This window comes from Agrobacterium sp. Ap1 (assembly GCF_017313375.1).
Classification (GTDB): Bacteria; Pseudomonadota; Alphaproteobacteria; order Rhizobiales; family Rhizobiaceae; genus Neorhizobium; species Neorhizobium cellulosilyticum.
In genome coordinates this window covers 1-25,228 of record NZ_JAFLMY010000010.1, presented here as the reverse complement: position 1 = coordinate 25,228, position 25,228 = coordinate 1, and the positions used below count along the sequence as shown (strand labels likewise).

Here is a 25,228-nt window from a genome sequence, read left to right as displayed (position 1 = left end):
GAATGATCACGCCTCCAAGCAATCGCCTCCGGCGGGGTTGGTAGATGGGATCGGCACTCCCTGTCGAGACAAATGGTGTCCTCCGTCCGCTATAGCGACAGTCTGTGTTCGTCGCCGATAAGGATCAGGCGACTGGCCGACGCGTTGCTCCAGTTCCAAAGGACGAGATTGAGATCATCGGCGGTTGCGGCGGGTGCGTAGCTCTTCACGATCAGCCCGCAATAACCGTCAGCGGCAAGCCGACGCCCGAAGGTCTGCTTTCTTGTCTCTCCAGCAGACTTCATCTGGTAACGCAAGGTCGGATCCGCGAGTGCCGCCGCATCCATGCCTTGCGCCCGACCGGCCGTGTGGTCCCGACAGTCGAATACATGTTCGAGATCCGCATCATAGGAGACCAGCGTGGTCGGTTGCAGATAACCGACTTGATTGGCCTCTTTGAGCGCAGTCATGATCGTCAGCGACGGATAAAAGGGCCGGCACACCTTTCGATCGCCTCAGCCAGTGCCAGTACATCCGTGGTCACCGGCGAGCGAGCGTTAGCTTATAGATAAGGCGCTCATATTTTAGCGCGACCCATTTCGGCCTCGGAAGGAACGTTCCGGAGCCGTGCCCGTTCCTTGCTAATCGGATGGAGGCTCACCCAGATGTTCAAGAAGTTATCTACGCTCACCGCAGCGGCAATGGCCTGCCTCACTCTCGTAGGCTGCGTCAGCGAGAGCGGTTATTCAACGTACGACAGAGGCTACAATCGCTACGACAGACCATCGTATGTTTATCGCGCTGACCGGCCCGGTAGGGATTGGGATCGCCGACATCATGACAGGCGCGATTGGGACCGCCACCGGGAGACGCGACGGGATGATCACCGTGACCGCCGCGATTGGGATCGCAACGACCGTCGTCGATCGGAAACTCGGGAGTACCGAAACTATCGCAGCAACGACCGAGACGGTAACGAACCCATCATTCTGCCGCCGCGTCGTTCTTGATCCTTAGACGCGAGAAAGCCGCCCCTCGTGAAGGGCCGGCTTCCTTGCCGGTGGTGTCGGTGGGCCAAGGTTGCTGAAGCCTTGGTACTGAATTGCGCCTACTGCTTACAAGGCAGTTGCTGGTGGACCAGGGCCGGCCGTTCTTCAGATGCCTCCGATACCCGATAGGCCTGCCAGATCTCGTTGTCGCTTCCTGCTTCCTTGGCGTGGGGGGTAAGGGCGGACATGATGCGGATCTTGATGCCGAGGGTTCGTACGGTCGCTTGGAGTTTGTCGGTCGCGTTCATTGACCGGCCTCCCCAAATTCGTATCCGTCGGTTCGGGGATCGGAATAATAAAGTAGGCCCACCTCCTCGTAACGCCGCTTGTCTCTTCGATGTACCTCGTCATCTGATTAAGCATGCGCTCTAGGTTGCGGTACAGGTTAGTGCCAACGAGGTCGTCGAAGTAGGTGGCCACGAGGTTGTCCGCATGCGAGCTCGCTACGCCTAATTGGTAGAGCGCCGTCTCTGGCGTGGAAGTGGTATAATATGCTGCTTCGTCTCGAGCCCTTCAATTCGGCAAGCGAAAATTCCCCGCTCTGTGTCACGGTGATTTTCGTTTGCCAGACGCCAGCTTAGAATGGCGTCCACAGCGACTGCTGCCACTAATCTGCCGCTAGCTTGTAACTGCGGCTACAAACCGCTAGGCCGCACCCTGCCCGGCCACCACATGAATGGGTCATTGATCGGCTTTCCCGAGCCGATTTGTTCGTATTGATGGTTGTGAAATTGGTTCGATCCAACTTACACGAAGCCTCCCTCATCTACGCGCGATCCGCGCAGCCACTTGAACCCGAGATGGGTTGGCTGCGCGAGGACGTGCAGCTCACCTTCTTTGCCGGCGCCGAACATCGTGCCGCGCAGCGCAGCATCATCCCTCGGACAACTGAAGTCTTCGAGGAACAGCCATGACCTCGCTCATCAAACAGGCTGACGAAAGTTCGCAAAACTCTCGCCATCGGTGAAACCAGCACCTACTGCTAGGCTTGGCGAGGCGGGCCTCTCCTCAAAGACAAATCCGGCCGGTCTATCAAGCCCGACGACCCTGCCCTGGCCCCCCGCGCGTCCTACCCCTCCTCGCATAAGACCGCACAGAACTTGATCCTGTCTTCGGCACGCTCACGTTTGGCCTGCTCCTTCCCTTCTGTCGAAACGGAAGAAGCGCCCTCCGCGATTAGGCAGAGGGCGCTTGTAATGGAGGCGGCTCTTTCGTAACATGCTGTCGCGTTCTCGTGGGGACGAGTGTGGCCGGAGCGCGCTTTGTGCAGCTCTGGCCACTTCACAAGGAACCAACGCGTGCCAGCTTCGTTATATCGACGTCGCGAGAGCCGTCCCCCGTCCCCTGACAGAGTTTAAGTCCCCTCTCGAACTCAAGCTCTCGCGACACCCTCCTCCCTCCGATGTCAGTGCGAATCACCATTGACTTTTTGCATTCTATATGAGCACATACAGTGAACATTATGGAGGTGCAGATGAACCGTACCGATGAAGTTGTATCTCGAGCCTTGGCTGTCGTTGCTGCATCGCGCGCGCTGCGTGAGAAGCAGGAAAAGCAGAGGCGTGAAGTTTACGAACGCGTTCAGATCGCCTCTCTAAAGCGTCCTACTGTCCCGAAGGGCATACAGCTGCGACTTAACCTGCAGTGACACTTCCTCGTCTGAAAGACTACCCCGCAGACAAGATCGACATGTCGTGCAATTGGTGCGGCAGCTATGGGGAATTCGAAAGGAAGGCGCTTATCAAAAAGTTCGGCGCCAACACGAAATTTTCCGAGCTTCGGAGGATCTTGGCAAATGGGTGTGAGTACGCAGAAACTGATCGCTGCTACGCATCTTTCCCTTGCCTGCTGAACGCCAGGCTTCTCATAGAGGCGCGAGGATGAGCGACGAAACCAGAACCACCCGCACCGACTCTGTAATCGTTGAACACTACTGCTGCCATGACGGCTGCAAAAAGTGGGGCTGTTACGGCTTCGAGGAAAGCAGAGCCATCACACTTTGGTATTGCGCCGAGCATCAGCCGCCCATCTATCGGGGCCTGCCTCGGCATGGTGAGGCACGGTTAGCTGCAGCCGAGATCGCCGACATTCTCCGGTGATATGGACTGAAAAATACGATTGGCGCATCGCCTGGCCGGGCGAAGGCCATCAGAACTGTAGCGGCTATGACGGCTCAATCTAAATCGGCCGCATCATGCGAGAGCTGACGACACACACCAGCAAGAACGAATTCATGTGGTCAGGCGTCGCTCATGGGAAAGGCGGCTTCACGCGTCGCATCACCAGGCCGTATCGAGGATGGGGGCCAGAGCACTGGCAAGCCGCGAATGCGGTCGAAGATTGATATGATCGGATGCGCGAGGCGAACGGGTTGCCGCCCGCTCGATGACGGGCGGCTGCTTTGCGAAGGCTACGACAGTAACGAGGAGACTGCTGATGTTGCAAAAAGAGCCCGAATTTCTCATGCAGTGTGCTGTCGAAACTATTCACGCGTCGCCGCCGGTCGGCATCCTGCACTTACTGACCGACAAGCGCCAATTCGCAGTTGCCATCACCGAAGAAGCTGCGCGGGACGTCGCAACCAAATTGCTGGCTTTCGCAAACCAGTCAAAGGATGACGGCTGATGTCCCGGTGGCATACTCTAATGACAGATAGGTCCCCGTCGTACGATCCCCGAGAATGGACAAACGTCAATTTGTGTGATTTCATGGTTGTATGGCGCTTTTAGCGCGCCCCTGACTTGCAGTCATTCTAGCCCCTCGGAACCACCCGAGGGGCAATTTGCGTGTACGGTCTCGTACTCTTTTCTCCAGGAAGCATGACGACTATATCGATGGTCTGGGTGCGATGGAGGCTAGTCTCCTTCCGACTATAGTTTTTCTAGGCATTGACATGGTGCTGCATCAACCGAAGCGGTGCAGGCACCCAGTTGATATTGAGGCAACAGATTGTGGAAATGAGCGAAATTATTCACGCTGGCTTCGAGAGCCCGACCCTTTCATTTATCAGGGATATCGACATCGAAGAACTTATCGAGCAAATCGTGGATAATGTCGATGTGTATGCTGAGGCTATGGAAGCAGCTGCGATGCTCCAATCAAACTCTGTTTGCGGCATGTATCGAGGTGCCGGCTGGAGCGTCTGGTTCTGGCGGACCTCTCATGCTGGCTCCGTTCACTGATCTCAGGGCGGTGGTGCGGACAGCGGAACCTTTTTACGAAATTCGCAGTTATACAGCCGCCAAACCCTTGTTGCGTCCGCTCCGGGGCTGGGTAACAAGCCCCGCTACTTCCACGAAGTTGTAGCGGGGCTTTTTGATGTCCCGGCTGAATTAGCAGAATTAACCTTCTACGCTTACCATTATCCGAATAGTTTCTTGCCGACCTAGATAATTACCTAAATATTACCTCGTTCAATCGCGAGGCATATTATGGCAGGCAAAAGGCTCTATAGTGTTCGTTCTCCGAGACTGACATTTCGGAAGCGCCCGAAGACGCCCGTAAAAAATGTACCGCTACCCATACGCCCAATGAAGCCCGATATTGTGTTCGTTTATGCTGACGAAATATTGGATCACGTGTTCGTAGAGCCGTCTAATGATAACGGCCATCGGTATTGGTCTTTGAGGTGAGCAGCCTCGCGCTAGTAATTTTGGCCATCCTTCGAGTGCTGTCATTTACCCCTCTTGGACAGTTAAACGGGTCGGGCTGTGTTTAGTCCGGCCCGTAGCCTCTTGATGTCAGGGTGGTGGGTTCGGCCATCATGAAATTCCCGTAAATGCTGGCAGATCCCTCACCCCCGGCGAAGAGCCTACGGTCTATTCGAGGCTGCCTCCGCAGAGATTGTCAAATACCGTACCATTTAGCGGAACGGCTGGGGGACAATCACGGCACGCCAAGCGCGCAGAAGATGTTAGGGTGGCATCTGGGAGCCATCAGTCTGTGCTTCCTGGCCAGGTTCCCTCAGTTGATCGATGGGATAGACTATGCCGGAGAAAAATAGCGGCATCGAATTCTCGTTCTGGAAACAACGTCCCATAGCAACCGACCATCTATAGGCACCTGAAGCGTTCATCAGCCGGTGCTCTGCATGATATGATTGGCCGTCGAGAATAGCTTGTTTAATCAGACGCTTCGTTTCAGCTCGATCTTCTTCATGTACGCGAGCGAAATAGGATTCGAAAGGAAGGCCTTTAACGGTTTGCCTGGGATCGAGCCCAAATAGCGAGGCCACCAGGGTATCTCCAAAAATGAGGTTGCTCTCCACAACCCATGTGAAAATACCGGCTTCAGTGGGCGCTAAATGATCTTCCGCATCTTGTTGGTTTTCCACTTCCATCAAAATCACGTCTTTCCTCCTAGCAGCGCCGCTTCCTCACTTACGAACACCCGTCCTGCAGCTAGGCGGGATACAGCGGCTTACTATCTAAGGTAGACCAACCCAAAAAAATGCAAGTAGTTCCTTCACTAATCGTTTAAAAAATTGCCCCCACCCAAGTATTTAGGTGATAACTTGTCACAATATTCGATTATGAGTAATAATCTCCGGCTGGGACATACAAAAGAACTGAAAACCGTCTCGGATATAAAATAACAAGACGTTCGCCTGACATGCTGAAAGGTACCGAAATGGATAAGACTATCGCGGCTCGTTTGGAGCGGTGGAAAACCGAACTCAATATGGCGCCGTCATCCGAAAGACATCAGGCGTCGTCCTCTGCATTATCTCGCCATATCAGTAAAGTCCGCGACGCAAAACGTCAGGCTCACGTTGGACACCGGAAGACTAGCGCAGGCGATGGCCCTGACGAGACCAACAGGTAGTCTTTGAAACCACCGACTGATGCCATGGCGGTGGTGTGCCGTCAGTTCCGATAGACAAAATCCATTAGCTGTGGCTAAATATCGGTGGGCGCAACTGCGCGTCTTTGACCTCCAGTCGAGGCACAGGCCTCTCGGAACCACACGAGTGGCCTTCGCTCGGTACGGTATAGGACCTTTCCTCGCTATTACCATCTGACTATATCAACTTTGGGGTGCGGGAGGGGCTTGTCTCTCCCCGATTTCGCTAATGCGGAATAGTTGGCTTTACAGCTGCGTCAACCGAAGCGGCGTGGGCACCCCACGATGTCAGGGCGGCAGTCCGAGCGCCTCGCACAAGTTTCGATATTGATAACATAGTTTCCTCGTTATTCTGCGAGGAAGCCATCACGCCTTTTATTCAGTTAACATTGCGAAAGTGTCATGAACGTTGCCAACGACAATTTGGACGAGCTACGGCGCGCCGAAAAGACTTTCATTGAGGCGGCCAAGCTGCTCCAAGCGCGGCTGGACGAGATGAGATCAAACCTCGAACGTTTAAGTGAGATCTCTGACAGAAGACAGGATGCTCCTGATCCAAGGTAGGCTCCGATTGAGGATGTCGGTGCGCACGAAACTTCTCTCTGTCTTTCCGGTTTTTCACCCGCCAACACTGTTTTGTCCATCTCAAGGTCTTCCTCGGCCCCGGTGCGCCATCATCGCAGCGGGGCTTTTGATGTCAGGGCGGCGGGTACGCTGTCCTCAAGTCACACACCTTCGACGATACGGATGTCTCGCTCTACGACACCTTCGAGCAACGCCATCGCATCCTGATAAGCCGGGCTGTCGTGCGCAGCTTTTGCATGTTCCACTCTATCAAATTCAAAAATCACCGTGCGCTGCTCAAGTCCTGCTTCGTAACATCGCGTGTGATGAAAAAACACGCTGTTTAACCTCCGACGAAATGCTGCAAGGGGAATGCGAATCGGCATAAATAATTACCTTCAGTCTTCGCCCCCTACCGAGACATATCCCGCGGAACCTTCGGGTCTATTCGCTGTTATTGGCGAGAACGGAGAGCCCCAAAATGACGAGACTGGAGAACGACCCCGGCCTGCAGAACAAGAGTGAGCCGGTGTATGAGCGCAGAAAGAAAGCTTTGCTTGGTCGAGGGGCAATAATCGCTCTGGCGTCCTTCGCGGCGCTTATAGCTGGGATTTGGCTAATGATCGTTAGCTATGGTCTGATCAGCGGAAGGTGAGGCCAATCGGATAATGCGACGGAACCTTCTCCTGCCCTCGCCGTTCGATAGCCGCCAAACCCTGTTGCATCCGCTCCGGGGATGGGTACCAAGCCCCGCTACTTCCACGAAGTTGTAGCGGGGCTTTTTGATGTCAGGGCAGACGGCCCCGACAATCGGCTCACCTAGCCCTGCCAGCTTTAAGCAAGCCAGCGCAGATACCCCTCTCTACAGTAATTGAACAAGAGCGATTCGAGATGATTTGGCGACCTGTGTCTTCGTTAGCTGCCAACAAGCTAGTCTTCCTAAAGTTCGACCACCTGACGAACGCACATTGGATAGGCTACGTGAATGCCGACGGGATCTGCGAGTGGCCAGAGAAGGTTAAGGGCTATCGCCCCACGGGCTGGCAGGAGGCGCTTAGCGACATCTCAGCCGTCGCTGAATTCTGCAAGTGAGCGGCGGTTTAGAGATACCAGCGATGATGTCTCTTGGGATTCCGGATACTGAGCGCCAGCTCGATTATGCGCATGTCCCGTTAACCATGAAATTTATCGGCCACTTCTCGTGGAGCTGCCTTCGCAGTCTGGTCTTTAAGTAAGCTGAGACGGACATCAATCGGTCACTGGACATCGCACTATTCTGAGCAAGGCGCTCTGCTAACTATTTCACGAGCAACTCCACTATCAACGCGGAGATAAAAGCAGATTTGAATGCATCGGCGCAATCGATGTGGTGAGTAATTTCCAGCGCGGTTAATTCTCCCTTTGTCGGTTCCAAAAGAGGGTGATTGACAAATGACATCGGGTTGGGCTGGCACCGGAGCTTTTCTTGGTCTGTCCGGTTTCCCAGCCGCCACCCTTGGTTTGTCCATTTCGAGGTCGGCTTTCGGCCACGCCGCGATCCCAAACCCTCAGCGGGGCTCTTGATGTCAAAGGTGATGGTTTCGCTTCTGATCTAATCAACCAGGCGGGTCGGTGATCGGCGCTTTGCCGTCCACGGTGCCAAACCGGCCAGTCATCCATGTCTGCACCACTAAGACCGACAGGATTATCGCGGCAGAGAAAAGAAACGTCGTTACTAACGGGCGTCGTTCCAGAAATCTCATGAAGGCGCAACGTTGTCATTCGCGATCACATCCAGATCGATGTGGGGCGCATAGCCGATGAGCCAAATTTCCATCCGCTCCGGGTTTTCGTCCTCGGCATAAGGGCAAATAGATGCTGGATCGCCACGTTCACTATCCCGGCATCCAGGATGAAATCTCGGGTCGCTCATCGCGTTCCCTTAACCCCGCGGGTGCTGCACCTTCTAGAAAACGAGCGCGACAAATCTGCACTGCCTCGGGAATTGGTATTTTGGTCTCGCGCCGGAACCCCCGTCAGAGGTATGGCGCTAACGAAGATCCTTCATGAGAACCAGATGGGAAGCGATACGAAAGGCAGATTGCGACTGCTCATTGATTTCGTTCGAGCTTTCGCGACTGGGTCTCGAAAAACGGTTACTCCAACGATCTTGCTGAGCGCACACTTCCCACAGCCTGAAGAGCGAGGCTGCCTACCGCAGAACCGATTTGCTTGAACAAAGAAGGATGCTGATGTTGCAATGGGACGACCATTCTCTTCAAAAAGTCAGGTCGGAGGATGAGCATCGCCGCAATGTCGAGACAAAGCGATTAGAACAGCTACTTGGCAAGGCAAAGACATTTCGCCAAGCGGCGGATATCCGCGCCTATGTTTCTGCAGTGGTGGACCGTCGCGATGCCGATTCGCTCGCATTCGATAGCGGACTGGACCAACGGACGAACTGGGCTCTAAGGCAGGCCGGTCGGATAGATCCTACTGGTTCCAAACCCCGGCCTTAAGGAAATTGCTCCGCCGCTGACTCTTTTCCAACATTTTCTTGAGGAAACGCCAAGTTTTCGAGATATTTCTGTAAATATCGGTTGATCCCTCGAAAATCATCGGTATATATCGCGCCGTTCCAACGTTTTTGGGTCGGCAGCGACGCAGAACATCCTGAAGGACAGGTGGCCGAGTGGTTTAAGGCGCACGCCTGGAACGCGTGTGTGCGTGAAAGCGTACCGTGGTTTCGAATCCTACCTTGTCCGCCATTTTCTCAATTAAAACAGATATTTACGTGAGCAAAACTGATATTCGGGTCGTTTTATCGTAACGGCGTCTGCAACACCTTTGTTTTTTGGATATCGGCGAGCCCATCCCATGTGGGTGGGGCAATCACGATCCTCTGGAGATCGCTGCTCCGTAGAATCACTGGTCACCTACATCACCAGATCGTTGGCTTGCAGTCCGCGTCGACAAGTCCCATTCGCTACATCATGGAGTAAGAAAAAAGGCGGCATCTCTGCCGCCTCTCTTCACGCTGCCACGATCAATCAGTAAGGCGACTGGCACTGCGCACGCACGCCCGCGCGAGGTACATACGTGTTGTCCGATGCACGGTAGGTACGATAGCGATTAGCGCACCACTGCGCGTGGCTGCTGCCGTACGAACGATTGCCGGAGTTGGCAATCGCACCACCGATGATGGCGCCAGCCGCCAGGCCACCGATTACCGCACCTGCATTCGATCGACGATGCCTGTGGTGGTGACGGTCATACCGGCGGTGGTGTCGGCTATAGTGCCGCCTATCACCGCGATGATGCCGGTAGTAGCGGCGATGGTCGCGGTATTGGACCTGTTCAGCGTTGCTAGCCTGTGGGGCAGAAACTGTGGGAAGTGGTAGGGCCGCAGCCGGGGCAAACGAGGTCAGCGTTACGATCGCCGAAAGCGAGACCGCAGAAAATACCTTGGAAATTGTTCGCATAATTGTCTCCGTTAATACGGGACATAATGCTCCGGAAACGTACTGGTTCCAAAATTAGTTAGTGCGCAAACAATCAGAGAGAACAAAAAGGCCGGAACGAATCCTCGCCCCGACCTCCGCTGATCGCCCCAACCAGCGCCACGTACATCCGTGGTCACCTAGCAAAGCTTATCTAACATATAGATAGGCGATCTTGTTCTTCTTCCAAATTAAGCCGCCCTGACGAACACCGCCATCTCTCGCCGACCATCGACAGGAGAACTTTCAAGCTGACGGCCGGGAACAGAATCAACGCTATCGAGTTCATTGCGCGCTTAATGAGAGTACGCATGAAATGAAGTACGAGAAGTTCGAGACCCGGACGGATGCGCGATGGCTCGCTCCTGTCTGGATCCGTGTCGGGAGCGGCGTCGCCGAGGCCGTGAGAAGCCCTAACGATGCCCTCGAAAAGCTAGTGTATCGATGGCCCAGCCAGAGCGGCACCTATTATTCGCTTGCCAAGGCGACCTGCCTCAAAGCTCTTGGCAGCCGGCTTGAATTGAATGCTTCGCGTGAGGTGTTCATTAAGGCGGCGATTGAAGCGCAAATGCTTGACTGAAATCATGCCGGCATGCCCAGCGAAAACAAGAGAAGCCGCCCCTCGCGAAGGGACGGCTTCTCTACTGCTTTGTTAGCGATCACGAGACGAAGGCTTCAGTCCCTCGCAGCGAAGCTGGTGAGTTCCAGACAGGTAGCGATGACGATCGCCTACCGACATGTCTTGTGCCTAGGGCAGCTGCTATTGGTTTTATGAGGCTTGCATAAACCGCACGCAGCAATCCTAGTACGTTTCCGTTTGTGATGCATCATGATCTCCGACAGGTGCAGGTGCGCCCCGATGGCGCACGCGCATGTGCAGAAGGCCGCTGATCAAGATGTCCATGTGACTATCGTAGACGCGCGCAACTGTTAGCGCAATCACACAGTCTCGCGTAGCCTCACACCTCGGCCGCTTGCGTCTTGGTCAGTAGCGTGACCGGATTATTGTCGTTAGCGGCTCTCATCGCTCTCCGCTTCGTAACCGTGGTATTGACGGCGCTTACTTTGGGCGTGGTCAATTATTCGGTGGCAAATCTTATGGTCAATTCCAAAAGGCCGCACACAAACCGGAAGGTCAATCAAGCCATTCACATTGGCTGCCGTCAATAAAAAAAGGCCGCCCCGCGCTCCAAGCAAGGGCGGCCAAAACGACAGGAGCGGAGGCAACCGCGCTGTAGCACCTTATCGAGAACACTCGATCGCCCGGTATTCCGTGTACTCACTCCGCCGAAATGTCTTGTGTAGCCAATCCGTGTCGCCGCGCTCGTCGTTGCAGCGTTTACACGACATGGCGATGTTGGATGGACGGTCTGTTCCGCCGTTGGCTCGCCGGCGTATATGCTCGATTGTCGCATTGTCTGGGCGTTTCAGCGAGTCACTATCCCACGAGAGGGAAACACATCTGCCGCAGTAGCAACAACGTTGAAACTCAGCTGGTTGAAACGGTCGGCGACTATCCTGCCGGCGCGAACCTTGGGCGGCTTATGGGCGTCCTCAATTTAAGGACACCGTCAATAGGACTGGTACGATCGGATGCGCGAGGCGGACGGGCTTCTCCCTTTAACCTGATTTTATTGCGCGCATGTCATCTCTGGCATCGGTGCCCTTGGCGCTATGAGAGGAAAGCTTGAAGCACAACAAATTGATCACGGAGCTCATCAGATCAGCAAACCTGATCGAGACGATCGGCGTCTCCGAGCGTCGTCAGTTACTCGAACGGGCTGTGGCGGAAATCTACGAATTGCGGGTAAAGGTCGGAATTCCTCGAAGTGTAAAGGGAAACGACGCTGTCACCGATCTAAAGATCCTGGCCACAAAAATCGATGCTATCCCTCTTCCAGCTGAGGAAGTTCGACGGGGGATGCTGCAAGCCGCCGGGATGATCCGTGACCTGTACATAGTTCGCGATAACGGAATGGAATTTTACTTTGGAAATCGCACATGAGACGTAAGCAGCAAACGGCGGAGTGGATAATCTTTTCAGGGATTATCTTTATTATCACCATCTCGGTGGCGGCAGTGATCGAGCAAATCTCTCTCGCTTCCGTGTGAATATCGCTCCTATACGAGAAGTGCATATGACGCGCGGGAACATTTTCCTGCCTTCATTATTATATAGCCGCCAGACTTTTGTTGCGTCCGCTCTAGAAGTAGGCAGGCCCCGTTGCGATCCCAAAGCCGCAGCGGGGCTTTTCGATATCTGGCGCTTGGTCATGGAGCGAGTGCATCACGCAAACATTAAAACATTGGGAACTTTGACTGCGTAGGGTAGTAAGATAGGTACTGCTGCAAGGGAATTGCAATGCGCGGTCGCATCCCATCGAATGTAATCCTTCGACCTGACGATCTGGCGTTGCTTGAACGCGTTTTCGCCCAAGTGATTCCGGAACACGATACTCACCCGGATGAGCTCGCAATGCTGCTGGTGCGGTTGTTTCAGGACGGATTAACCACTGAACCAGAACTCCTCAAAGCGGCTGAGCGATGGTTTCGGTAGACAGTTAAAATCGATGGGAACGAATCCCTTGAGTAACGATCGAGTCGCAAAACGGAGTACTGCGTGTGGACCTCAATCAGACCGAGCCATTAGCGTTTTCGCAGATGACGGCTCATCAGCGTGATCGCGTGCTAGTCGAGCTCGCAAAAAGCCTAGCGTATACGGCCCTAGCTTCTCGAACTCTCTCAACGAACCATCATTTTGGCTTGGAGGAACTCGGCACGCAAATTGAGCGAGACCACGCTCTCCTTTTTGCCGACTATGAGGCTGCGGCAAAGCTTGTCTTCGAAGCAATCACTCTGATTGCTGATTTCGAATACGAGATGGGCAGAGGCGAGACGAAGCATTAGTTTGCTTGTTTGTGAACGCTCGCCCGGCACATGGCGAGCTTTATCCGCGGTAATATCCTTCGATTGATGTCAGGGCGGCGGGGTTTCTTTTTTCGACTTCAGCACTACGTAATTGGTATCGCCGGTTTCCCGGTGACTGGGAGATTGTTGAGCTCTCGCCTTAGCGCGGAGAGCCATATGATCACCACCGACCCCATCTATCGCGCCGTTCAAGAACCCGATCACAGCTGGAGTGTAATCGTGGTTGAGACTGGCCTTCCCTACCGCGTCTCTGGTTACCCCATGGATCTACTCACTGAGGACGTTGCGACAGCCTTGGCTGAGGTGCTGAATGATATCGATAACGACAAGCGTACGATCCATTGAATGGTTCGTATGAAGTCAGGGCGGTGTGCGGCGAACGTCCCGAATGAGTAGCGTCAATAATCGTTCTTCGATTGCAATAGTGCGCTCAACTCGCGCAATTTCCTCGTCCACCTCGGCGCTACCGGAACCATCACGGTCCCTTGACGACCAAAGCACCGCAGCCCTTGCATGGTTTCGCGCTAATCGCTCTTTCAGTCGCTCAATCAGGTCAAACATCGACGACCCTTACTCCATACTTGAGGGACGCTAGAAATAGCTTTCCGAGACCGGGCATCACAAATGTGGGTAAGACGATGTCAGGGCGGGGAGCTACGCCCCCGTTGAACAGACTAAACTAAAAATTGTATTTGAAGTTCCTTTCGCCGAGTAAGTTTCTCAGCCCATAGCTGGCGGAAGCGATAAATGACATTCGTCGATGTCAGGACGGTGAGGAAGCGGCCCTCTTTGCAAGGGGTCAATGAAGACTGCCGCCATTGGTTTGGAAACGGTGACGGCAGGGAGCGAAACAGGCCGATTAATTAAGGACCTTCCAAGTGGAACTAACTCGGCCTCATCTGGTTCGGCTCACCTAATTGGGAGAGTGACACAATGGATCGTAAAGTTGTCGAGACTGGCACAGACGCGCGACAGGGCAGAACCGGTCGTCCGGTGTTGATTGTTCTTGTTGCTGGTTTGGCGCTGGCAATGATTGCTTGGCTTGGAGCGGAGATGTGGGGAGAGTCTACCGATGCTCCCGCCGAGAATACCGCGACACCCCCAGCTCAAAGCAACTCACCAACGCAACCCGCCCCGCCCAGTACCGGACCTGCTGTGTCGGCGCCTACTGACCAAAGCCCTCATCCGGACGGTGGGACAGGTGGGCCTTCTCAATCTAACCAGCCTGAAGGCAGCACTACTCGCCAGTGATGGCATAGTGGTGAGACAACGGCGGAACCTTATCCTGAATTAGCAGTTCCATGGCCGCCACACTCTGTTGCGTCTGCTCCGGGGCTAGATATAAAGCCCCGCTACTTCCAGTAAGTTGTAGCGGGGCTTTTGATGTCAGGGCGAAGTGGGCGGAAACAAGCTTTACCGTTCTTCGCCGCCTCCCATGCCATATCGAATTAGAACGGTGCCCATGGCGACGGAAAAGCCGATGATGACAATCGCGTAGATCATAGGTTGTTACTCCCATTGCGAGCAACTAACTTAGGCACTCTCGAAAATCTTCAAGCCCCTTTGTTAGATGTCAGGGCGGTGGGGTCCGCTTTCGGCCGATTTCGTTGAAAAACTCGCTAGATTGGCTGCTCATCCGCCGATTTTGTTTTCCGGGCGGAGTGCCAATGGGTTTCTGCTCCGCGCTTCGGCGCAGGGTCTCCATTCATGTCGCTCTCATGCGGCAATGACGCCATGTGTTGGCGTTTGCGGCCTGAGTTTGGCCAATCTCCTTAGATTTTGTGCGGTGGCTGCAAGCAAGAATTCGTCTTGCGCACCACACCGTCCTTGAAGCCGAAGACGCGCCATCCGTAGAATGCGTTTGAGATGCGCGAAGAGCATCTCGACTTTCTTTCGGCGGTGACGCGACAGTTCATATTCCGGTGTGGCTGCAATCGCTCTGGCAACATCGCGCGCATCCTCATTGAGATCGCGCGGCACCTTGCGCATAGGCGTGTTAGGGCAACAAAGCTGCTTCAGATCACAGACATCACAGTCCTTTTTGCTGGAACGATAAATCCGTGTGCCTTCGGACGTGATCCCCGATCTTGGCGTATCGTAAGTGCGGTGGAACTGCTTCAGTTCGTTCCCGGCCGGACAGATGTATCGCTCGTTCTCGGCTTCCCAAGTGAAGTCCGAACGGGAGAAGGTGCCGCCCGTCCGGTTCGACTTGTCAAAGACCGGAATGTGCGGCTCGATCTTCTTCTCCTTGACAAGCCATGCCAAGTTGTCGGCGGAACCGTAAGCGCTGTCAGCAGCCACATAGTCCGGCCTCAAGCCAAAGCGGCTCTCGGTCCTTTCGAGCATTGTGCGGGATGCCCCGACTTCGGCTTGGCGGATCGCACGCGTCGCCTCCACATCGACAATGACACCATGATCGGTGTCTATCAGATAATTGGTGGCGTAGGCGAAGAAGGCATGGCCTTTGTGAGCGCCGGTCCATTGGGCGGCAGGATCAGACGGGGAGATGAACTTCGGTGTCACTGGCGACGCAGCACCGAAAGCGGCATCCGCGAGCCGGTCCACTATGGGGCGGCAGATGCCACTGACAACCTCGATCTGTAATCGCTGCCCTTGGACTCGCCATGATCCGATGCGTTCCTGCTGATCCTTGTCTGCAAGGTAAGCGGCGCCCGAATGACATCCATTAACAACCGTGCGTGCAGCACGCTGCCCTGCGCTTACCGGGCATCGTTGTGCAGGTGTCTCCGCCCAGATGTCACAGATAATGCACGGTTTTTGAAGTGTCCCCAAGGAGACCCCCCATCAACAGCACGACCTGACAAAGATGTCGGACCAATTCGACTTCACTTGCGTTGCACGTATGCCTTGAAAATAAAAAGGCGGCATTTCCGCCGCCCTTTTGTCGCTTTGGTACCTCACCTAGCGGCAGCATTCCCAACACGATTGCCGGCATCCTGGGTTGCGTTCACGGTGTTGGCCGTGTCCTGCCCCATGCCGCGGATCGTGTTGCCGCAAGACGACAACGCGACGGTAGCCAAAGCCACGGCGAATACAGTAGTGATTGCTTTACTCATGATACCCTCTCCGGTTTTCACTTCTTCGAGATAGGGCGGTAGAGCACTGTGACCATGTGCTAAAGCGTAAGTTCTGCGCCGGCGCCCTCAGCAGAAACTGACCGCAATTGTCGAGACATAATGTACGCTACAACGTCACCGTCGCAGGCCTCAACCAGACGATCTGCGCTGTAACCCGCGGCTTCGGCTTCCGCCCTAAGGACACCCGCAAGCATTGCGAAATCGTGCTCATTGCCTGCTGGCAAGGCCGCAAACCGGCGCTCCTCAAGACGGTCGTCAATCCAGTCGTGGATGATCATCATTGATTAATCTCCCGTGGTGACCGACATAATCGGTGGCCGCAAATTTCGTTCCGCGATCAAATAAAAAAGGCCGGAGCGAAACCTCGCGCCGACCTTGGTCTCGAGCTTAACCGGGCGCCATTACATCCGTGGTCGCCGGCAGAGCTCGATAATTACTTCTTCAGCTTGTCGTAGTCGAACTTCGGAGCCTTCGACAGGTCGTCCTTGTTGGTGTCGACGTAGGCCTTCCAGGTGCCGTTATCGTCTGCAAGTGCCATAGACGCCGGATCGATCACGACGTAGCTTGCACCAAGGCCAAGGAAGCCACCAACGCTCGCGATTACGCCGATGACGGACTTCCCGTTCCCGATCACGACGTCGGAGATCTCGCCGACCTCTTCGTTTTCCTTGTTGTAAATGTTCAGACCGACAAGCTTCGAGGTAACTAGGTCTGTGTCTTTGATCTCTACGGTCTTGAGCGGCATTGTTGCTGCCGTGCCCATGGTGATACCCGGACCTACCATCGTCGCATCGGCGCCCGAAGCAGCTGTCGCGGCAGGGGCGGTCGCAGCGGGAGCAGAGGACTGCTGAGCGAGAACAGCGGTGCTCATCGTTCCAAGAGCAAGGGCGGCGGCGATAATCGTCTTCATGAGCATTTCCTCGTATGCAATTGATCCCACGAATTTTTTCGTGGCGGTGATAAACGACCCTGCCCTGCTTTGGTTCCGGCAAAAAAAGAAAAATATGACAAAATAAAAAAACCCCGCCGAATGAAGCGGGGTCTCGTGATTACCAACTCTGACGCCCATACCAGTCGTCAATGTCTTTGGTGGTGCGGTCCTTTTCGTAACCGTATCGCTCCTGGATCTTGCCTTCCAACTGATCGCGCTTGCCGGCTATGACGTCGAGATCGTCGTCAGTGAGCTTGCCCCACTGCTCTTTGACCTTACCCTTCACCTGCTTCCAGTTACCTTCCACGCGGTTCCAGTCCATGTCGTTTCCTCCTGTTATACGCTTGTCAAATAAACCGATGAGCGCAAGGAAGGTTCCGTACCGCTATGCGCGCCGCCGAATGCAGCGGCTCATAAATCTGTCAATGCGGGTTTTCTCCCCACCAAATTTATCAATTATTTGGGCAGCTTGAGGAATGTTTAGCTCGTAAGCCTCCTGCAGCTCTTCCAGAGTATAATGCGCCGCTGGCCTTATGAGGTTCATTGCGATCTCCTTTCTGGATGGAAATGCGACACGTCTTCAGTTGTTCCTGATCTTGCTGCCCCCACCTATCTAACACCCCAGCGGAACGTTCAGCATAGTGCCCGTTTCTGTGCCGATCGAACGGAGGGTCGCAATTAGGTTTAGGAAGTTATCCACGCTAGCCGCAGCAGCCATGGCCTGCCTCACTCTCGCAGGCTGCGTCAGCGAGAGCGGCTACTCGACCTACGGGCGCAGTTACAGCCGCTACGACGGCCCCCCGTACGTCTACCGTGTCGACCGGCCACGTCGGGACTGGGATCGTCGGCATCACGACAGGCGCGATTGAAACCGTCACCGCGAGGCGCGACGTGATGATCACCGCGACCGTCGCGATTGGGATCGCAACGACCGTCGACGATCTGAAAGGCGTGACCACAGGAACTACCGCAGCAACAACCAAGGCGGTAACGAACCAATCATTCTGCGACGGCCCAGATCCTGATCCCTAGAAACAAGAATAGCCGCCCCTCACGAAGGGGCGGCTTCCTTGCCGGTGGTGTCGGCAGAAATAAGGCCGGTGAAGCCTTGGTGCAAGAATTTATGAGGGCGATTCGAACTCTTGGCCATGTCGTAGATCCTCGTCGGTCCTGGCGTGCTTGCGCACGCGAGAGGCAAAAAACCGTATTAGCGCTATCGCTGTTGGACACCGCCGGTAGGGCTGCCGGACGGGTCAGACTTTGACCTACCCCTCAATCCCGCCTCGTCGGCGCGGAACGCCGAGGCATTTTGGCAGTTAGGCATGTAGGAGGAGTTACTAATGCACAGGAAGTATACGCGAGAATTCGCCCATTACATCGGTCTCATTGTCGCGCTTGCTCTGCTAATCTTATCGCTCGCGTGGATGGCGCATTAGCTCGCTAGCCTAGCTCGATCGGATACCCATCAACTCCGTCTACCGCGACGTTCTTGCCCTTATCGATGATCTGCTTCGAGCTGTCGTAACGATGATTGCAAAGCGACTGCAGGTTGTCCGGGTTAAATAGATCGAGGTTGCCTTTGTGAGCCTTGCGATTGTCGACAACCTCAGGGCCGGAATATTCTCGGTGATCAGACAGAATTCGCGGAGTGGCGCTATTGCAAGCCGACGACGTGTAGCCTCCTCCATGCGGTCGTGTCGTAGCGACACTTCCTGAGGCATTCAGTTGAGGGGGCAGGATTTCATCTTAACTTGTGGGGTACGAACACCCGAACCGGTTACCTATGGTTCTGGCTGCCGAAAGGGGCATCGGCCTTTTTCGTAGTGCTGCGTGAACGTGGCATAGTAACGCTGCACTCCCCATCAATCTGGAAGCCGGATGTGCTCATCACCGCAAGCTCCCCAATCAGGTTGCTTTCAAGAACTCACCAGAAGCGAGAAGAGCCGAAGGCACGTCCGCCGTCGGCTTCAAGTACCGAGAGCCATGCCATCCTTACGGCTGTCGGAACCGCCTTCGAGCACGCCATTGCCGATGCGGATCGCCTGGCTGCCACCGATTGGGCTACTGGCGACTTTGAGGACATGGCCGCGGGCTTCCAGTTCGGCGCGGACCTCCAGCGCAATGGTCGGTTCGACTTCCAGCACGCCGCCGAAGCCAAAACTGCGCGGTACATCCATCGCTTCCTGAAGACCAAGACCATGGTCAATGACGCAGGACAGGAATGCTGCGTGTCCCGCCGCCTGATAATGTCCACCCATCACGCCAAAAGGCATCAGCGCCTTGCCGTCCTTGGTCACCATGCCCGGGATGATCGTGTGCATCGGGCGTTTCCGTGGGCCGATCGCGTTCGGATGGCCCTCGATCAGGCGGAAAGAAGCGCCTCGGCTATGGAAAAGCACGCCGGTCGCCGGGTCGAGACGGGTCGAGCCAAAAGCATGGAAGATGGAGTTGATGAAGGAGATCGCGTTGCCCTCACCATCGACAACGCAGAGATAGATCGTGTCCTTGTGTTCCGGCTCATCCCAGAGAACCGGTGGCAGGGCGCGTTTCATGTCGATACGGGCGCGCAGTGTGGCGATCACCTCGTCGGAGAGCAATTTCTCGGCAACGCCCGGGCAGTGCTCGGGATCGGCGATCAGAGCATCACGGTGATGATAGGCAATCTTGGTAGCTTCCGCATGCAGATGGATGCGATCAGCATCGGTCATTGAGGCGATATCGAAACCCTCGATGATTTTCAGGATCAGCAGGGCGGCAAGGCCTTGGCCGTTCGGCGGGCATTCGTGCACGTCATAACCGCGATAATTCGTGCTGACCGGCTCCATCCAGTTTGCACCATCGTTGCCAGCGGCGAAGTCTTCCACCGTGTGCAGCCCGCCCAGCGAATTGAGATGGGCGACCATTTTTGCCGCGGCTTCTCCTTCGTAGAAAGCGGCCGCACCCTTGGCAGCGATTTCCTCGAGGCGTTCGGCAAGCAGAGGCTGCTTGATGATGTCGCCGGCGGCCGGCGCCTTTCCGTTCGGCAGGAAGACGGCTGCGGCATGGGTGTCGCCCGCTATGCTTCCCTCGTGGTTGGCCCAGTCCATGGCGACACGCGGGGTGACGACAAAACCCTTGCGGGCATAACCCATGGCACGCATGAACAGACGCTCCAGCGACAGTGTACCGTGATCGGCATGCAGGCGGCACCAGGCGGAAATCGCGCCGGGCACGGTGATCGCATGCGGGCTGGTTTGCGGAATTTCGCCGGAAAGACCGAGTTCCGTCAGTTTGGCTACACTTGCTGCCGCTGGTGCGCGGCCGGAGCCGTTCAGCGCCTTGACCTTCTCTCCAGCAGGCGCGTAGAGCGCAAAACAATCGCCACCGATCCCCGTCATCAGCGGATCAACGACGCACTGGACCGAAACGGCGGCGATCGCCGCATCCACGGCATTGCCGCCATCCTGCAGGATTTCCAGCCCGGCTGCGGTCGACAACGGGTGGGAGGTGGCGATCATGGCTTCGGTGGAGAGCGTCGACGGGCGTCGCGCGGAGAAGAAATCAAAATGTGACATGCGGTTCCTTGGTGCCCTCAGGCGATATGTTTGACATTGCGTATGGGTGGTAACAGGCGACGGCCCGGTCGTGCCCCCTGCGGGTCAGGACCGGATCATTTGCCAGACAGTCGGATTGTGCAACCGCACAGCGACCGGAAAAACGGCAGCCGGGCGGAAGATCTAGCGGGCTCGGGATTTCGCCGGGCAGCGGGTCGGAGATCGGCTCGAAAAATTCCGGCGCGGAATGGCGGAGCGCCTTCGAATAGGGATGCGCCGGATTGTTCAGCACCGCCTGTGTCGGTCCGGTCTCGACGATGCAGCCGAGATACATGATGGCGATTTCCGCGCAGAGATAACTCGCCACGCCGAGATCATGGGTGATGAAGATCAGCGTCAGCCCCATTTCCTTCTGTATTTGCGCAGCAGATTGAGGAGTTGTGCCTGGGTCGAGACGTCTAGCCCGGAAACGGCTTCGTCAGCGACCAGAACGGTCGGGTTGGAGGCAAGTGCACGGGCAATCGCCACGCGGCGGATCTGCCCGCCAGACATGGCGGCCGGATAACGCCCTGCGACATCGGCGGCGAGGCCGACGCGTGCCAGAAGCGATCTTGTCTGCTCCGCAATGTCGCTCTCCGGGCAAATGCCGAAATGGCGCAGCGGCTCGGCGATTAACTGGCCGACCGTCATGCGCGGATTGAGCGAGCCGCGCGCGTCCTGGTAGACCATCGCCACGTCGCGGGCGAAGTCCGGCCCTGCTTCGCGCATCTGGTTGACCGAACGACCGCGATAAAGTGCCAGCCCCTGTGTCGGTTCCGTCAGGCCGAGAAGCACGCGCAGAAGCGTGGATTTGCCTGAGCCACTCTCGCCGACCAGCGCCATGCTGGCGCCCTGATCGATGCGCAGGCGCACACCATCGAGGGCCGCGAGTTTTCGTTTGCTGCGTTTCAGAAACCCTTCGGATTTGGTGACCTCATAAACTTTTTCGACATCGAGAAGCTCGAAGATAGTTTGGCTGTCGGCACCTGCCTTTTCCTTCGCCGGATCGATCATTGCATTCATTCCGGGTTCCAGCATGCGAGCGCACGTCCTTCCGTTTCGACAACCGGCGGGCGTACTGCCCGGACCGCTGGATGTCGGCGAGGCGCTCTGGAGCCATTTGCAGGACCCATTCTGGCGCGCGAGATTGGAAGGGGGCGGAAATAGTCACCGGGTGGCCCTTGCGATGAGGGAGGTTCCGACACGATCTCAAAGAAATTCGCTTCTGACGTTTTCCTTTGAAGTTGCATGGAACTCGCCGGGCTTCGCCGTGTTAGCGAGCACCGCGATGGCGGAGCCAATCAGGAGCACTCCGATGACGCTACCCACTTCCACTCATCTCCACCACGATACGGGCCATACGCTCGATCCCTCGGCCACGGCCGCGTTGAACCAGGTCTCCTGGGGCGCGATTTTCGCTGGAGTCGTCATTGCACTCGCGATCCAGTTCCTCCTCAACCTGCTCGGCGTCGGCATCGGCGCTGCAGTCCTCGATCCGGCCACCTCCGACAATCCGGAAGCAACGACGTTTTCGATCGCCGGAGGCCTTTGGTTCGTGGTTGCCGGTATCGTCGCGGCGTTCGTGGCAGGCTATATCGCCAGCCGACTTTCTGGTCGACCCAGCAAATCGACCGGTGGCTATCATGGCGTGACGACCTGGGCGGTCACGACTCTCGTCGTTCTTTACTTGCTGACGACCTCCGTCGGCGCTCTAATCGGCGGCGCGTTCAACGGGCTGTCCAGCGCTATAGGCGGCGTAGGGCAGACCGCCGCGACGGCGGCAATGACCGCAGCACCTTCGCTCGCGAGCGCCACCGATCCTATGGCCGGCATCGAACGTCAGATCCGAGGCTCGACGGGAAGCGATCCGAAGGCGCTTCAGGATGCGGCAGTCTCGGCCGTACAGGCGGCTATGACTGGAGATCAGGCAACGGCTGAAGATGCGAGAACGCGCGCCGCTGACGCGATCTCGCGGGCACAGGGCATTCCGGTCGACCAGGCGCGCACCCAGGTCGAACAATACGAAAAGACTTACCGCGAGAACATGGCGGCAGCGAAGCAACAGGCGGTCAACGCAGCCGAGGTCGCAGCCACGACGGTCTCGACGGGTGCCATCCTCGGGTTCCTAGCCCTCGCGCTTGGTGCGGCTGCATCATGGATTGGAGGAGTCGCAGGTACAAAGCGCGCTGTCCTCACGATGGAAACATCCGGCCGCCGGTATCTCTGACCGCCATGCCTGGGCACTGGCCCCAGTACCGTCGTCGCGACACTCACTCGCGACATAAGGAGGAAGTAAATGCGCTTAATACCTACGCTCGTGCATGGCGTGATCGACTATATCGTGGGTCTCGTCGTCATCGCGCTGCCGTTTGTGCTGGGCCTCCAAGGCGCCACGAGGATGACGTTGGTTGCCTTGGGGATCATTGCCATTCTCTATAGCCTGATCACGGACTATGAACTTGGCGCGGTCAGATACCTTCGAGTTCGTTTCCACTTGCTGCTGGACATCGTGTTTGCCGTCGCGATGCTGGCCTTGCCATCACTCCTCGAATTCCCGCCGGACCTCCGGTGGCCCAACTATCTCATCGGCGTAGCCGCGCTCGTCCTCGTGGCGACCACTGAAATCCGTGCGACCGGGACAGCAAAACACTACGACAACAAGGAGATCATGCAATGAAGGCACTATGCTGGCACGGCAAAGGCGATATCCGCTGCGACAATGTTCCGGAACCCACGATCGAAGATGGCCGTGACGTCATCATCAAGATGACCGCCTGCGCGATCTGCGGATCGGACCTCCACCTTATGGACGGATACATTCCCTTCATGGAAAAAGGCGACATCCTTGGCCACGAGTTTATGGGCGAAGTGGTCGAAGTCGGTCGCGACAACAAGAAGCTGAAGGTGGGCGATCGGGTTGTCGTCCCCTTCACGATCTGCTGCGGCGAGTGCCAGCAATGCCTCAAGGGCAACTGGTCGGTCTGCGAACGGACCAACCGTAATGCCGATAACGCGACGAAAGCCTTCGGTTATCCGACGGCAGGCCTGTTCGGATATTCTCACCTTACCGGAGCCTATGCCGGCGGCCAGGCGGAGTATGTCCGCGTGCCCTATGCCGACGTCTCGCCGATCGTCATTCCGAACGGCATGAGCGACGAACAGGCGCTGTTTCTCGGCGACATCTTCCCAACGGGCTGGATGGCTGCTGCCAACTGTGAGATCGAGCCTTCCGACATCGTCGCGATCTGGGGCTGCGGCCCCGTCGGCCAGTTCTGCATCAAGAGCGCACTGATGCAGGGCGCGGCCCGTGTCATCGCGATCGACAACGTGCCGGAGCGCCTCGCGCTGGCGCAGCAGGCCGGCGCGGAGATCATCAATTTCGACGACGAGGACGCGACCATTCCCGACCGCATCAAGGAGATGACGGGCGGTCACGGCGCGGACAAATGCATCGATGCCGTTGGAGCCGAATCCCACGCTACTGCCTCCTTCGACGCCGTCATCGACAAGGTCAAGGCAGCGACGCTCCTGGGCACGGACCGGCCACACGCCTTGCGCGCCGCCATCATGGCTTGCCGCCCCGGCGGGATCGTCTCGGTTCCGGGCGTCTACGGCGGCTTCCTGGACAAGATCCCGTTTGGCGCGGCGATGAACAAGGGCCTGACCATCAGAACCGGCCAGACTCATGTCAACCGTTACTCGCTCGACCTGCTGCGCCGTATCGAGGAAGGCGAGATCGACCCAAGCTTCATCATTACCCACCGGGCAAAGCTCGAAGACGGGCCCGCCCTCTACGAAACCTTCCGCGACAAGAAGGACAACTGCATCAAGGTGGTGCTGACCCCATGATCTACCCGCAATGAATTATGATTGCGTAGTCATCGGCGGTGGGCCTGCAGGGCTCACCGCCGCCATTTACTTGGCACGCTTCCATCTGGCCGTGATCGTATTGGACCACGGTCAGGGCCGCGCGGCGTCCATCCCGATCACCCACAACCACGCCGGTTATCCGGAAGGCATAGCCGGGCGCGATCTCGTGCGACAGATGCGGCTCCAGGCCGAACGCTATGGAGCAAAGTTTCGGGTCGCCGAGGTGACGTCCCTGGAAAGGAATGGGGACGGTTTCATTGCAATGGCGGATGGCGAATTCGTCGAGGCGCGCGCCGTGTTGCTCGCCACCGGCGTTGTCAACCATCGTCCGCCGATGCCGGACGACCTGCACACGGAGGCTCTGGAGAAAGGCTTGATTCGGCTGCCCGATCTGCGATGGTTTCGAGATCACCGACAGGATGTCGGCGTTGTCGGTACCGGCCAACGGGCTTTGAACGAAGCGCTGTTCCTGCGGAGCTTTACCTCCCGAGTCAGCATGATATCACCTCGAGATACTCACGACCTGAGCCGGGAGCAGTTGGCGACGCTGGCGCGACATGGAATAGAAGTTTTCTCAGGTCCGATCAGCGGAATCGACTTGAAGGAAAACCGGATCATCGTCGGCCTGCCTGGGGCATCCATGACCTTCGAGTCGATTTACCCGGCAATGGGATCGGATATCCGGTCGGAGCTTGCAGGAGCACTCGGAGCCAAGCGAACGGAGGTCGGATGCGTCGAGGTCGACTGGCAGTCGAAGGCCTGGCCCAGCTTTCTGGCAACGAGTTCAAAGAGGAATATTTCGACGTCGACGCGCACGAGGACGCGGTGGTTCTCTGTAAGCGCTTCTCTAATCGGCGGGGTAAGGTCAAGCTCTGTTCAAAGCTATTCCACGGCAGCGCGATCAGGGCTTTTGTCC

27 protein-coding genes, 1 tRNA gene and 2 pseudogenes are annotated in these 25,228 nt (G+C 56.4%); 16 read left to right on the top strand and 14 right to left on the bottom strand.

Going from position 1 to position 25,228, the window contains the following annotated elements; genetic code table 11:
- Positions 1 to 89 precede the first annotated feature (89 nt).
- Positions 90 to 482, bottom strand: coding sequence for an RES family NAD+ phosphorylase (locus JZX87_RS19050; RefSeq protein ID WP_353654213.1), 393 nt, complete (start codon positions 480 to 482; stop codon positions 90 to 92).
- 286 nt (positions 483 to 768) lie between these two features.
- On the opposite strand from JZX87_RS19050, the gene JZX87_RS19045 reads away from it, so the two are divergent.
- Positions 769 to 996 carry a hypothetical protein gene (locus JZX87_RS19045; RefSeq protein ID WP_148144925.1) on the top strand — a complete coding sequence of 76 codons (228 nt, stop codon included), beginning with the start codon at positions 769 to 771 and terminating at the stop codon, positions 994 to 996.
- 91 nt (positions 997 to 1,087) lie between these two features.
- Here JZX87_RS19045 and JZX87_RS19040 read toward each other — a convergent pair whose 3' ends face one another.
- The gene (locus tag JZX87_RS19040; RefSeq protein ID WP_206827345.1) at positions 1,088 to 1,276 is read right to left on the bottom strand and encodes a hypothetical protein; all 189 of its coding nucleotides are present in this window, start codon (positions 1,274 to 1,276) and stop codon (positions 1,088 to 1,090) included.
- A gap of 459 nt (positions 1,277 to 1,735) precedes the next feature.
- Between JZX87_RS19040 and JZX87_RS19035 the strand changes: the two genes are divergently transcribed.
- From JZX87_RS19035 to JZX87_RS19015, 5 genes are all read left to right on the top strand, one after another.
- Entirely contained in the window at positions 1,736 to 1,942 is a 207-nt protein-coding gene (locus tag JZX87_RS19035) for a hypothetical protein (protein WP_206827344.1), read from the top strand.
- A gap of 560 nt (positions 1,943 to 2,502) precedes the next feature.
- Positions 2,503 to 2,676 carry a hypothetical protein gene (locus JZX87_RS19030; protein ID WP_183687967.1) on the top strand — a complete coding sequence of 58 codons (174 nt, stop codon included), beginning with the start codon at positions 2,503 to 2,505 and terminating at the stop codon, positions 2,674 to 2,676.
- A 232-nt stretch (positions 2,677 to 2,908) separates the two neighbouring features.
- Entirely contained in the window at positions 2,909 to 3,127 is a 219-nt protein-coding gene (locus JZX87_RS19025; RefSeq protein WP_148144921.1) for an EsV-1-7 cysteine-rich motif-containing protein, read from the top strand.
- Between the two features lie 337 nt (positions 3,128 to 3,464).
- Positions 3,465 to 3,653: a hypothetical protein gene (locus JZX87_RS19020; protein WP_148144920.1), complete on the top strand. Its 189-nt coding sequence runs from the start codon at positions 3,465 to 3,467 to the stop codon at positions 3,651 to 3,653.
- Positions 3,654 to 3,985: 332 nt separating this feature from the next.
- Positions 3,986 to 4,210: a hypothetical protein gene (locus tag JZX87_RS19015; protein ID WP_148144919.1), complete on the top strand. Its 225-nt coding sequence runs from the start codon at positions 3,986 to 3,988 to the stop codon at positions 4,208 to 4,210.
- Positions 4,211 to 4,941: 731 nt separating this feature from the next.
- On the opposite strand, the gene JZX87_RS19010 is transcribed toward JZX87_RS19015, so the two are convergent.
- From JZX87_RS19010 to JZX87_RS19000, 3 genes are all read right to left on the bottom strand, one after another.
- Positions 4,942 to 5,367 carry a PAS domain-containing protein gene (locus JZX87_RS19010; protein ID WP_286194948.1) on the bottom strand — a complete coding sequence of 142 codons (426 nt, stop codon included), beginning with the start codon at positions 5,365 to 5,367 and terminating at the stop codon, positions 4,942 to 4,944.
- A 1,228-nt stretch (positions 5,368 to 6,595) separates the two neighbouring features.
- Positions 6,596 to 6,820, bottom strand: coding sequence for a DUF1330 domain-containing protein (locus JZX87_RS19005; RefSeq protein ID WP_206827343.1), 225 nt, complete (start codon positions 6,818 to 6,820; stop codon positions 6,596 to 6,598).
- 1,352 nt (positions 6,821 to 8,172) lie between these two features.
- Entirely contained in the window at positions 8,173 to 8,346 is a 174-nt protein-coding gene (locus JZX87_RS19000; RefSeq protein WP_206827342.1) for a hypothetical protein, read from the bottom strand.
- A gap of 745 nt (positions 8,347 to 9,091) precedes the next feature.
- Between JZX87_RS19000 and JZX87_RS18995 the strand changes: the two genes are divergently transcribed.
- Positions 9,092 to 9,181: transfer RNA gene (locus JZX87_RS18995), tRNA-Ser, on the top strand.
- Positions 9,182 to 9,463: 282 nt separating this feature from the next.
- On the opposite strand, the gene JZX87_RS18990 is transcribed toward JZX87_RS18995, so the two are convergent.
- Positions 9,464 to 9,895: a BA14K family protein gene (locus JZX87_RS18990; RefSeq protein ID WP_148144915.1), complete on the bottom strand. Its 432-nt coding sequence runs from the start codon at positions 9,893 to 9,895 to the stop codon at positions 9,464 to 9,466.
- A 334-nt stretch (positions 9,896 to 10,229) separates the two neighbouring features.
- On the opposite strand from JZX87_RS18990, the gene JZX87_RS18985 reads away from it, so the two are divergent.
- Positions 10,230 to 10,493 carry a DUF982 domain-containing protein gene (locus JZX87_RS18985; RefSeq protein WP_206827341.1) on the top strand — a complete coding sequence of 88 codons (264 nt, stop codon included), beginning with the start codon at positions 10,230 to 10,232 and terminating at the stop codon, positions 10,491 to 10,493.
- Positions 10,494 to 11,155: 662 nt separating this feature from the next.
- Here the strand turns inward: JZX87_RS18985 and JZX87_RS18980 are convergent.
- Positions 11,156 to 11,380: pseudogene (locus JZX87_RS18980) on the bottom strand (HNH endonuclease); the annotation flags it as partial.
- Positions 11,381 to 11,600: 220 nt separating this feature from the next.
- Here JZX87_RS18980 and JZX87_RS18975 point away from each other — a divergent pair.
- The 3 genes from JZX87_RS18975 to JZX87_RS18965 all read left to right on the top strand — a co-directional run bounded on the left by JZX87_RS18975 (position 11,601) and on the right by JZX87_RS18965 (position 13,186).
- Complete coding sequence (locus tag JZX87_RS18975) at positions 11,601 to 11,918, top strand: hypothetical protein (protein WP_183687959.1); 318 nt, start codon at positions 11,601 to 11,603, stop codon at positions 11,916 to 11,918.
- Between the two features lie 617 nt (positions 11,919 to 12,535).
- The gene (locus JZX87_RS18970) at positions 12,536 to 12,820 is read left to right on the top strand and encodes a hypothetical protein (protein ID WP_206827339.1); all 285 of its coding nucleotides are present in this window, start codon (positions 12,536 to 12,538) and stop codon (positions 12,818 to 12,820) included.
- Positions 12,821 to 12,997: 177 nt separating this feature from the next.
- Entirely contained in the window at positions 12,998 to 13,186 is a 189-nt protein-coding gene (locus JZX87_RS18965; RefSeq protein ID WP_183687955.1) for a hypothetical protein, read from the top strand.
- A gap of 1,371 nt (positions 13,187 to 14,557) precedes the next feature.
- Here the strand turns inward: JZX87_RS18965 and JZX87_RS18960 are convergent.
- Both JZX87_RS18960 and JZX87_RS18955 read right to left on the bottom strand, forming a co-directional pair.
- Positions 14,558 to 15,415: pseudogene (locus JZX87_RS18960) on the bottom strand (transposase); the annotation flags it as partial.
- Positions 15,416 to 15,759: 344 nt separating this feature from the next.
- Positions 15,760 to 15,918 carry an entericidin domain-containing protein gene (locus JZX87_RS18955; protein WP_210298141.1) on the bottom strand — a complete coding sequence of 53 codons (159 nt, stop codon included), beginning with the start codon at positions 15,916 to 15,918 and terminating at the stop codon, positions 15,760 to 15,762.
- A 107-nt stretch (positions 15,919 to 16,025) separates the two neighbouring features.
- Between JZX87_RS18955 and JZX87_RS18950 the strand changes: the two genes are divergently transcribed.
- Positions 16,026 to 16,223, top strand: a complete 198-nt coding sequence (locus JZX87_RS18950; RefSeq protein ID WP_183687953.1) for a hypothetical protein — start codon at positions 16,026 to 16,028, stop codon at positions 16,221 to 16,223.
- Between the two features lie 149 nt (positions 16,224 to 16,372).
- Here the strand turns inward: JZX87_RS18950 and JZX87_RS18945 are convergent, their stop codons facing one another.
- The 5 genes from JZX87_RS18945 to JZX87_RS18925 form a co-directional block, all read right to left on the bottom strand.
- Positions 16,373 to 16,849 carry a PRC-barrel domain-containing protein gene (locus JZX87_RS18945; protein ID WP_206827337.1) on the bottom strand — a complete coding sequence of 159 codons (477 nt, stop codon included), beginning with the start codon at positions 16,847 to 16,849 and terminating at the stop codon, positions 16,373 to 16,375.
- A 139-nt stretch (positions 16,850 to 16,988) separates the two neighbouring features.
- Positions 16,989 to 17,192: a CsbD family protein gene (locus JZX87_RS18940; protein WP_148144907.1), complete on the bottom strand. Its 204-nt coding sequence runs from the start codon at positions 17,190 to 17,192 to the stop codon at positions 16,989 to 16,991.
- Between the two features lie 1,645 nt (positions 17,193 to 18,837).
- Positions 18,838 to 20,424 (bottom strand): gamma-glutamyltransferase family protein, encoded by a 1,587-nt coding sequence (locus tag JZX87_RS18935; protein ID WP_286194902.1) that lies wholly within the window; start codon positions 20,422 to 20,424, stop codon positions 18,838 to 18,840.
- On the bottom strand, positions 20,411 to 20,809 hold the full coding sequence (locus tag JZX87_RS18930) for an oligopeptide/dipeptide ABC transporter ATP-binding protein (RefSeq protein WP_206827335.1): 399 nt from the start codon (positions 20,807 to 20,809) through the stop codon (positions 20,411 to 20,413). Before JZX87_RS18930 ends, JZX87_RS18935 begins: the two co-directional genes overlap by 14 nt.
- Complete coding sequence (locus tag JZX87_RS18925; protein ID WP_206827333.1) at positions 20,800 to 21,480, bottom strand: ATP-binding cassette domain-containing protein; 681 nt, start codon at positions 21,478 to 21,480, stop codon at positions 20,800 to 20,802. The genes JZX87_RS18930 and JZX87_RS18925 overlap by 10 nt, the downstream gene beginning before the upstream one ends.
- Before the next feature lie 277 nt (positions 21,481 to 21,757).
- Between JZX87_RS18925 and JZX87_RS18920 the strand changes: the two genes are divergently transcribed.
- The 4 genes from JZX87_RS18920 to JZX87_RS18905 all read left to right on the top strand — a co-directional run.
- Entirely contained in the window at positions 21,758 to 22,669 is a 912-nt protein-coding gene (locus tag JZX87_RS18920) for a PhnA-like protein (protein WP_206827331.1), read from the top strand.
- 69 nt (positions 22,670 to 22,738) lie between these two features.
- Positions 22,739 to 23,119 carry an SPW repeat domain-containing protein gene (locus JZX87_RS18915; protein ID WP_206827329.1) on the top strand — a complete coding sequence of 127 codons (381 nt, stop codon included), beginning with the start codon at positions 22,739 to 22,741 and terminating at the stop codon, positions 23,117 to 23,119.
- On the top strand, positions 23,116 to 24,291 hold the full coding sequence (locus JZX87_RS18910) for a zinc-dependent alcohol dehydrogenase (protein WP_206827327.1): 1,176 nt from the start codon (positions 23,116 to 23,118) through the stop codon (positions 24,289 to 24,291). The genes JZX87_RS18915 and JZX87_RS18910 overlap by 4 nt, the downstream gene beginning before the upstream one ends.
- A gap of 10 nt (positions 24,292 to 24,301) precedes the next feature.
- Positions 24,302 to 25,228: NAD(P)/FAD-dependent oxidoreductase (locus JZX87_RS18905; protein WP_206827325.1), on the top strand; the 927-nt coding region annotated here is incomplete at its 3' end.

Excerpts from the sequence above, each read along its gene's own strand:
- JZX87_RS19045 (WP_148144925.1), top strand. The coding sequence starts at position 769 with ATGTTTATCGCGCTGACCGGCCCGGTAGGGATTGGGATCGCCGACATC.
- JZX87_RS19040 (WP_206827345.1), bottom strand. The coding sequence starts at position 1,276 with ATGAACGCGACCGACAAACTCCAAGCGACCGTACGAACCCTCGGCATC.
- JZX87_RS19030 (WP_183687967.1), top strand. The coding sequence starts at position 2,503 with ATGAACCGTACCGATGAAGTTGTATCTCGAGCCTTGGCTGTCGTTGCT.
- JZX87_RS19025 (WP_148144921.1), top strand. The coding sequence starts at position 2,909 with ATGAGCGACGAAACCAGAACCACCCGCACCGACTCTGTAATCGTTGAA.
- JZX87_RS19020 (WP_148144920.1), top strand. The coding sequence starts at position 3,465 with ATGTTGCAAAAAGAGCCCGAATTTCTCATGCAGTGTGCTGTCGAAACT.
- JZX87_RS19015 (WP_148144919.1), top strand. The coding sequence starts at position 3,986 with ATGAGCGAAATTATTCACGCTGGCTTCGAGAGCCCGACCCTTTCATTT.
- JZX87_RS19010 (WP_286194948.1), bottom strand. The coding sequence starts at position 5,367 with ATGGAAGTGGAAAACCAACAAGATGCGGAAGATCATTTAGCGCCCACT.
- JZX87_RS19005 (WP_206827343.1), bottom strand. The coding sequence starts at position 6,820 with ATGCCGATTCGCATTCCCCTTGCAGCATTTCGTCGGAGGTTAAACAGC.
- JZX87_RS19000 (WP_206827342.1), bottom strand. The coding sequence starts at position 8,346 with ATGAGCGACCCGAGATTTCATCCTGGATGCCGGGATAGTGAACGTGGC.
- JZX87_RS18990 (WP_148144915.1), bottom strand. The coding sequence starts at position 9,895 with ATGCGAACAATTTCCAAGGTATTTTCTGCGGTCTCGCTTTCGGCGATC.
- JZX87_RS18985 (WP_206827341.1), top strand. The coding sequence starts at position 10,230 with ATGAAGTACGAGAAGTTCGAGACCCGGACGGATGCGCGATGGCTCGCT.
- JZX87_RS18965 (WP_183687955.1), top strand. The coding sequence starts at position 12,998 with ATGATCACCACCGACCCCATCTATCGCGCCGTTCAAGAACCCGATCAC.
- JZX87_RS18955 (WP_210298141.1), bottom strand. The coding sequence starts at position 15,918 with ATGAGTAAAGCAATCACTACTGTATTCGCCGTGGCTTTGGCTACCGTC.
- JZX87_RS18945 (WP_206827337.1), bottom strand. The coding sequence starts at position 16,849 with ATGAAGACGATTATCGCCGCCGCCCTTGCTCTTGGAACGATGAGCACC.
- JZX87_RS18940 (WP_148144907.1), bottom strand. The coding sequence starts at position 17,192 with ATGGACTGGAACCGCGTGGAAGGTAACTGGAAGCAGGTGAAGGGTAAG.
- JZX87_RS18935 (WP_286194902.1), bottom strand. The coding sequence starts at position 20,424 with ATGTCACATTTTGATTTCTTCTCCGCGCGACGCCCGTCGACGCTCTCC.
- JZX87_RS18930 (WP_206827335.1), bottom strand. The coding sequence starts at position 20,809 with ATGGGGCTGACGCTGATCTTCATCACCCATGATCTCGGCGTGGCGAGT.
- JZX87_RS18925 (WP_206827333.1), bottom strand. The coding sequence starts at position 21,480 with ATGCTGGAACCCGGAATGAATGCAATGATCGATCCGGCGAAGGAAAAG.
- JZX87_RS18920 (WP_206827331.1), top strand. The coding sequence starts at position 21,758 with ATGACGCTACCCACTTCCACTCATCTCCACCACGATACGGGCCATACG.
- JZX87_RS18915 (WP_206827329.1), top strand. The coding sequence starts at position 22,739 with ATGCGCTTAATACCTACGCTCGTGCATGGCGTGATCGACTATATCGTG.
- JZX87_RS18910 (WP_206827327.1), top strand. The coding sequence starts at position 23,116 with ATGAAGGCACTATGCTGGCACGGCAAAGGCGATATCCGCTGCGACAAT.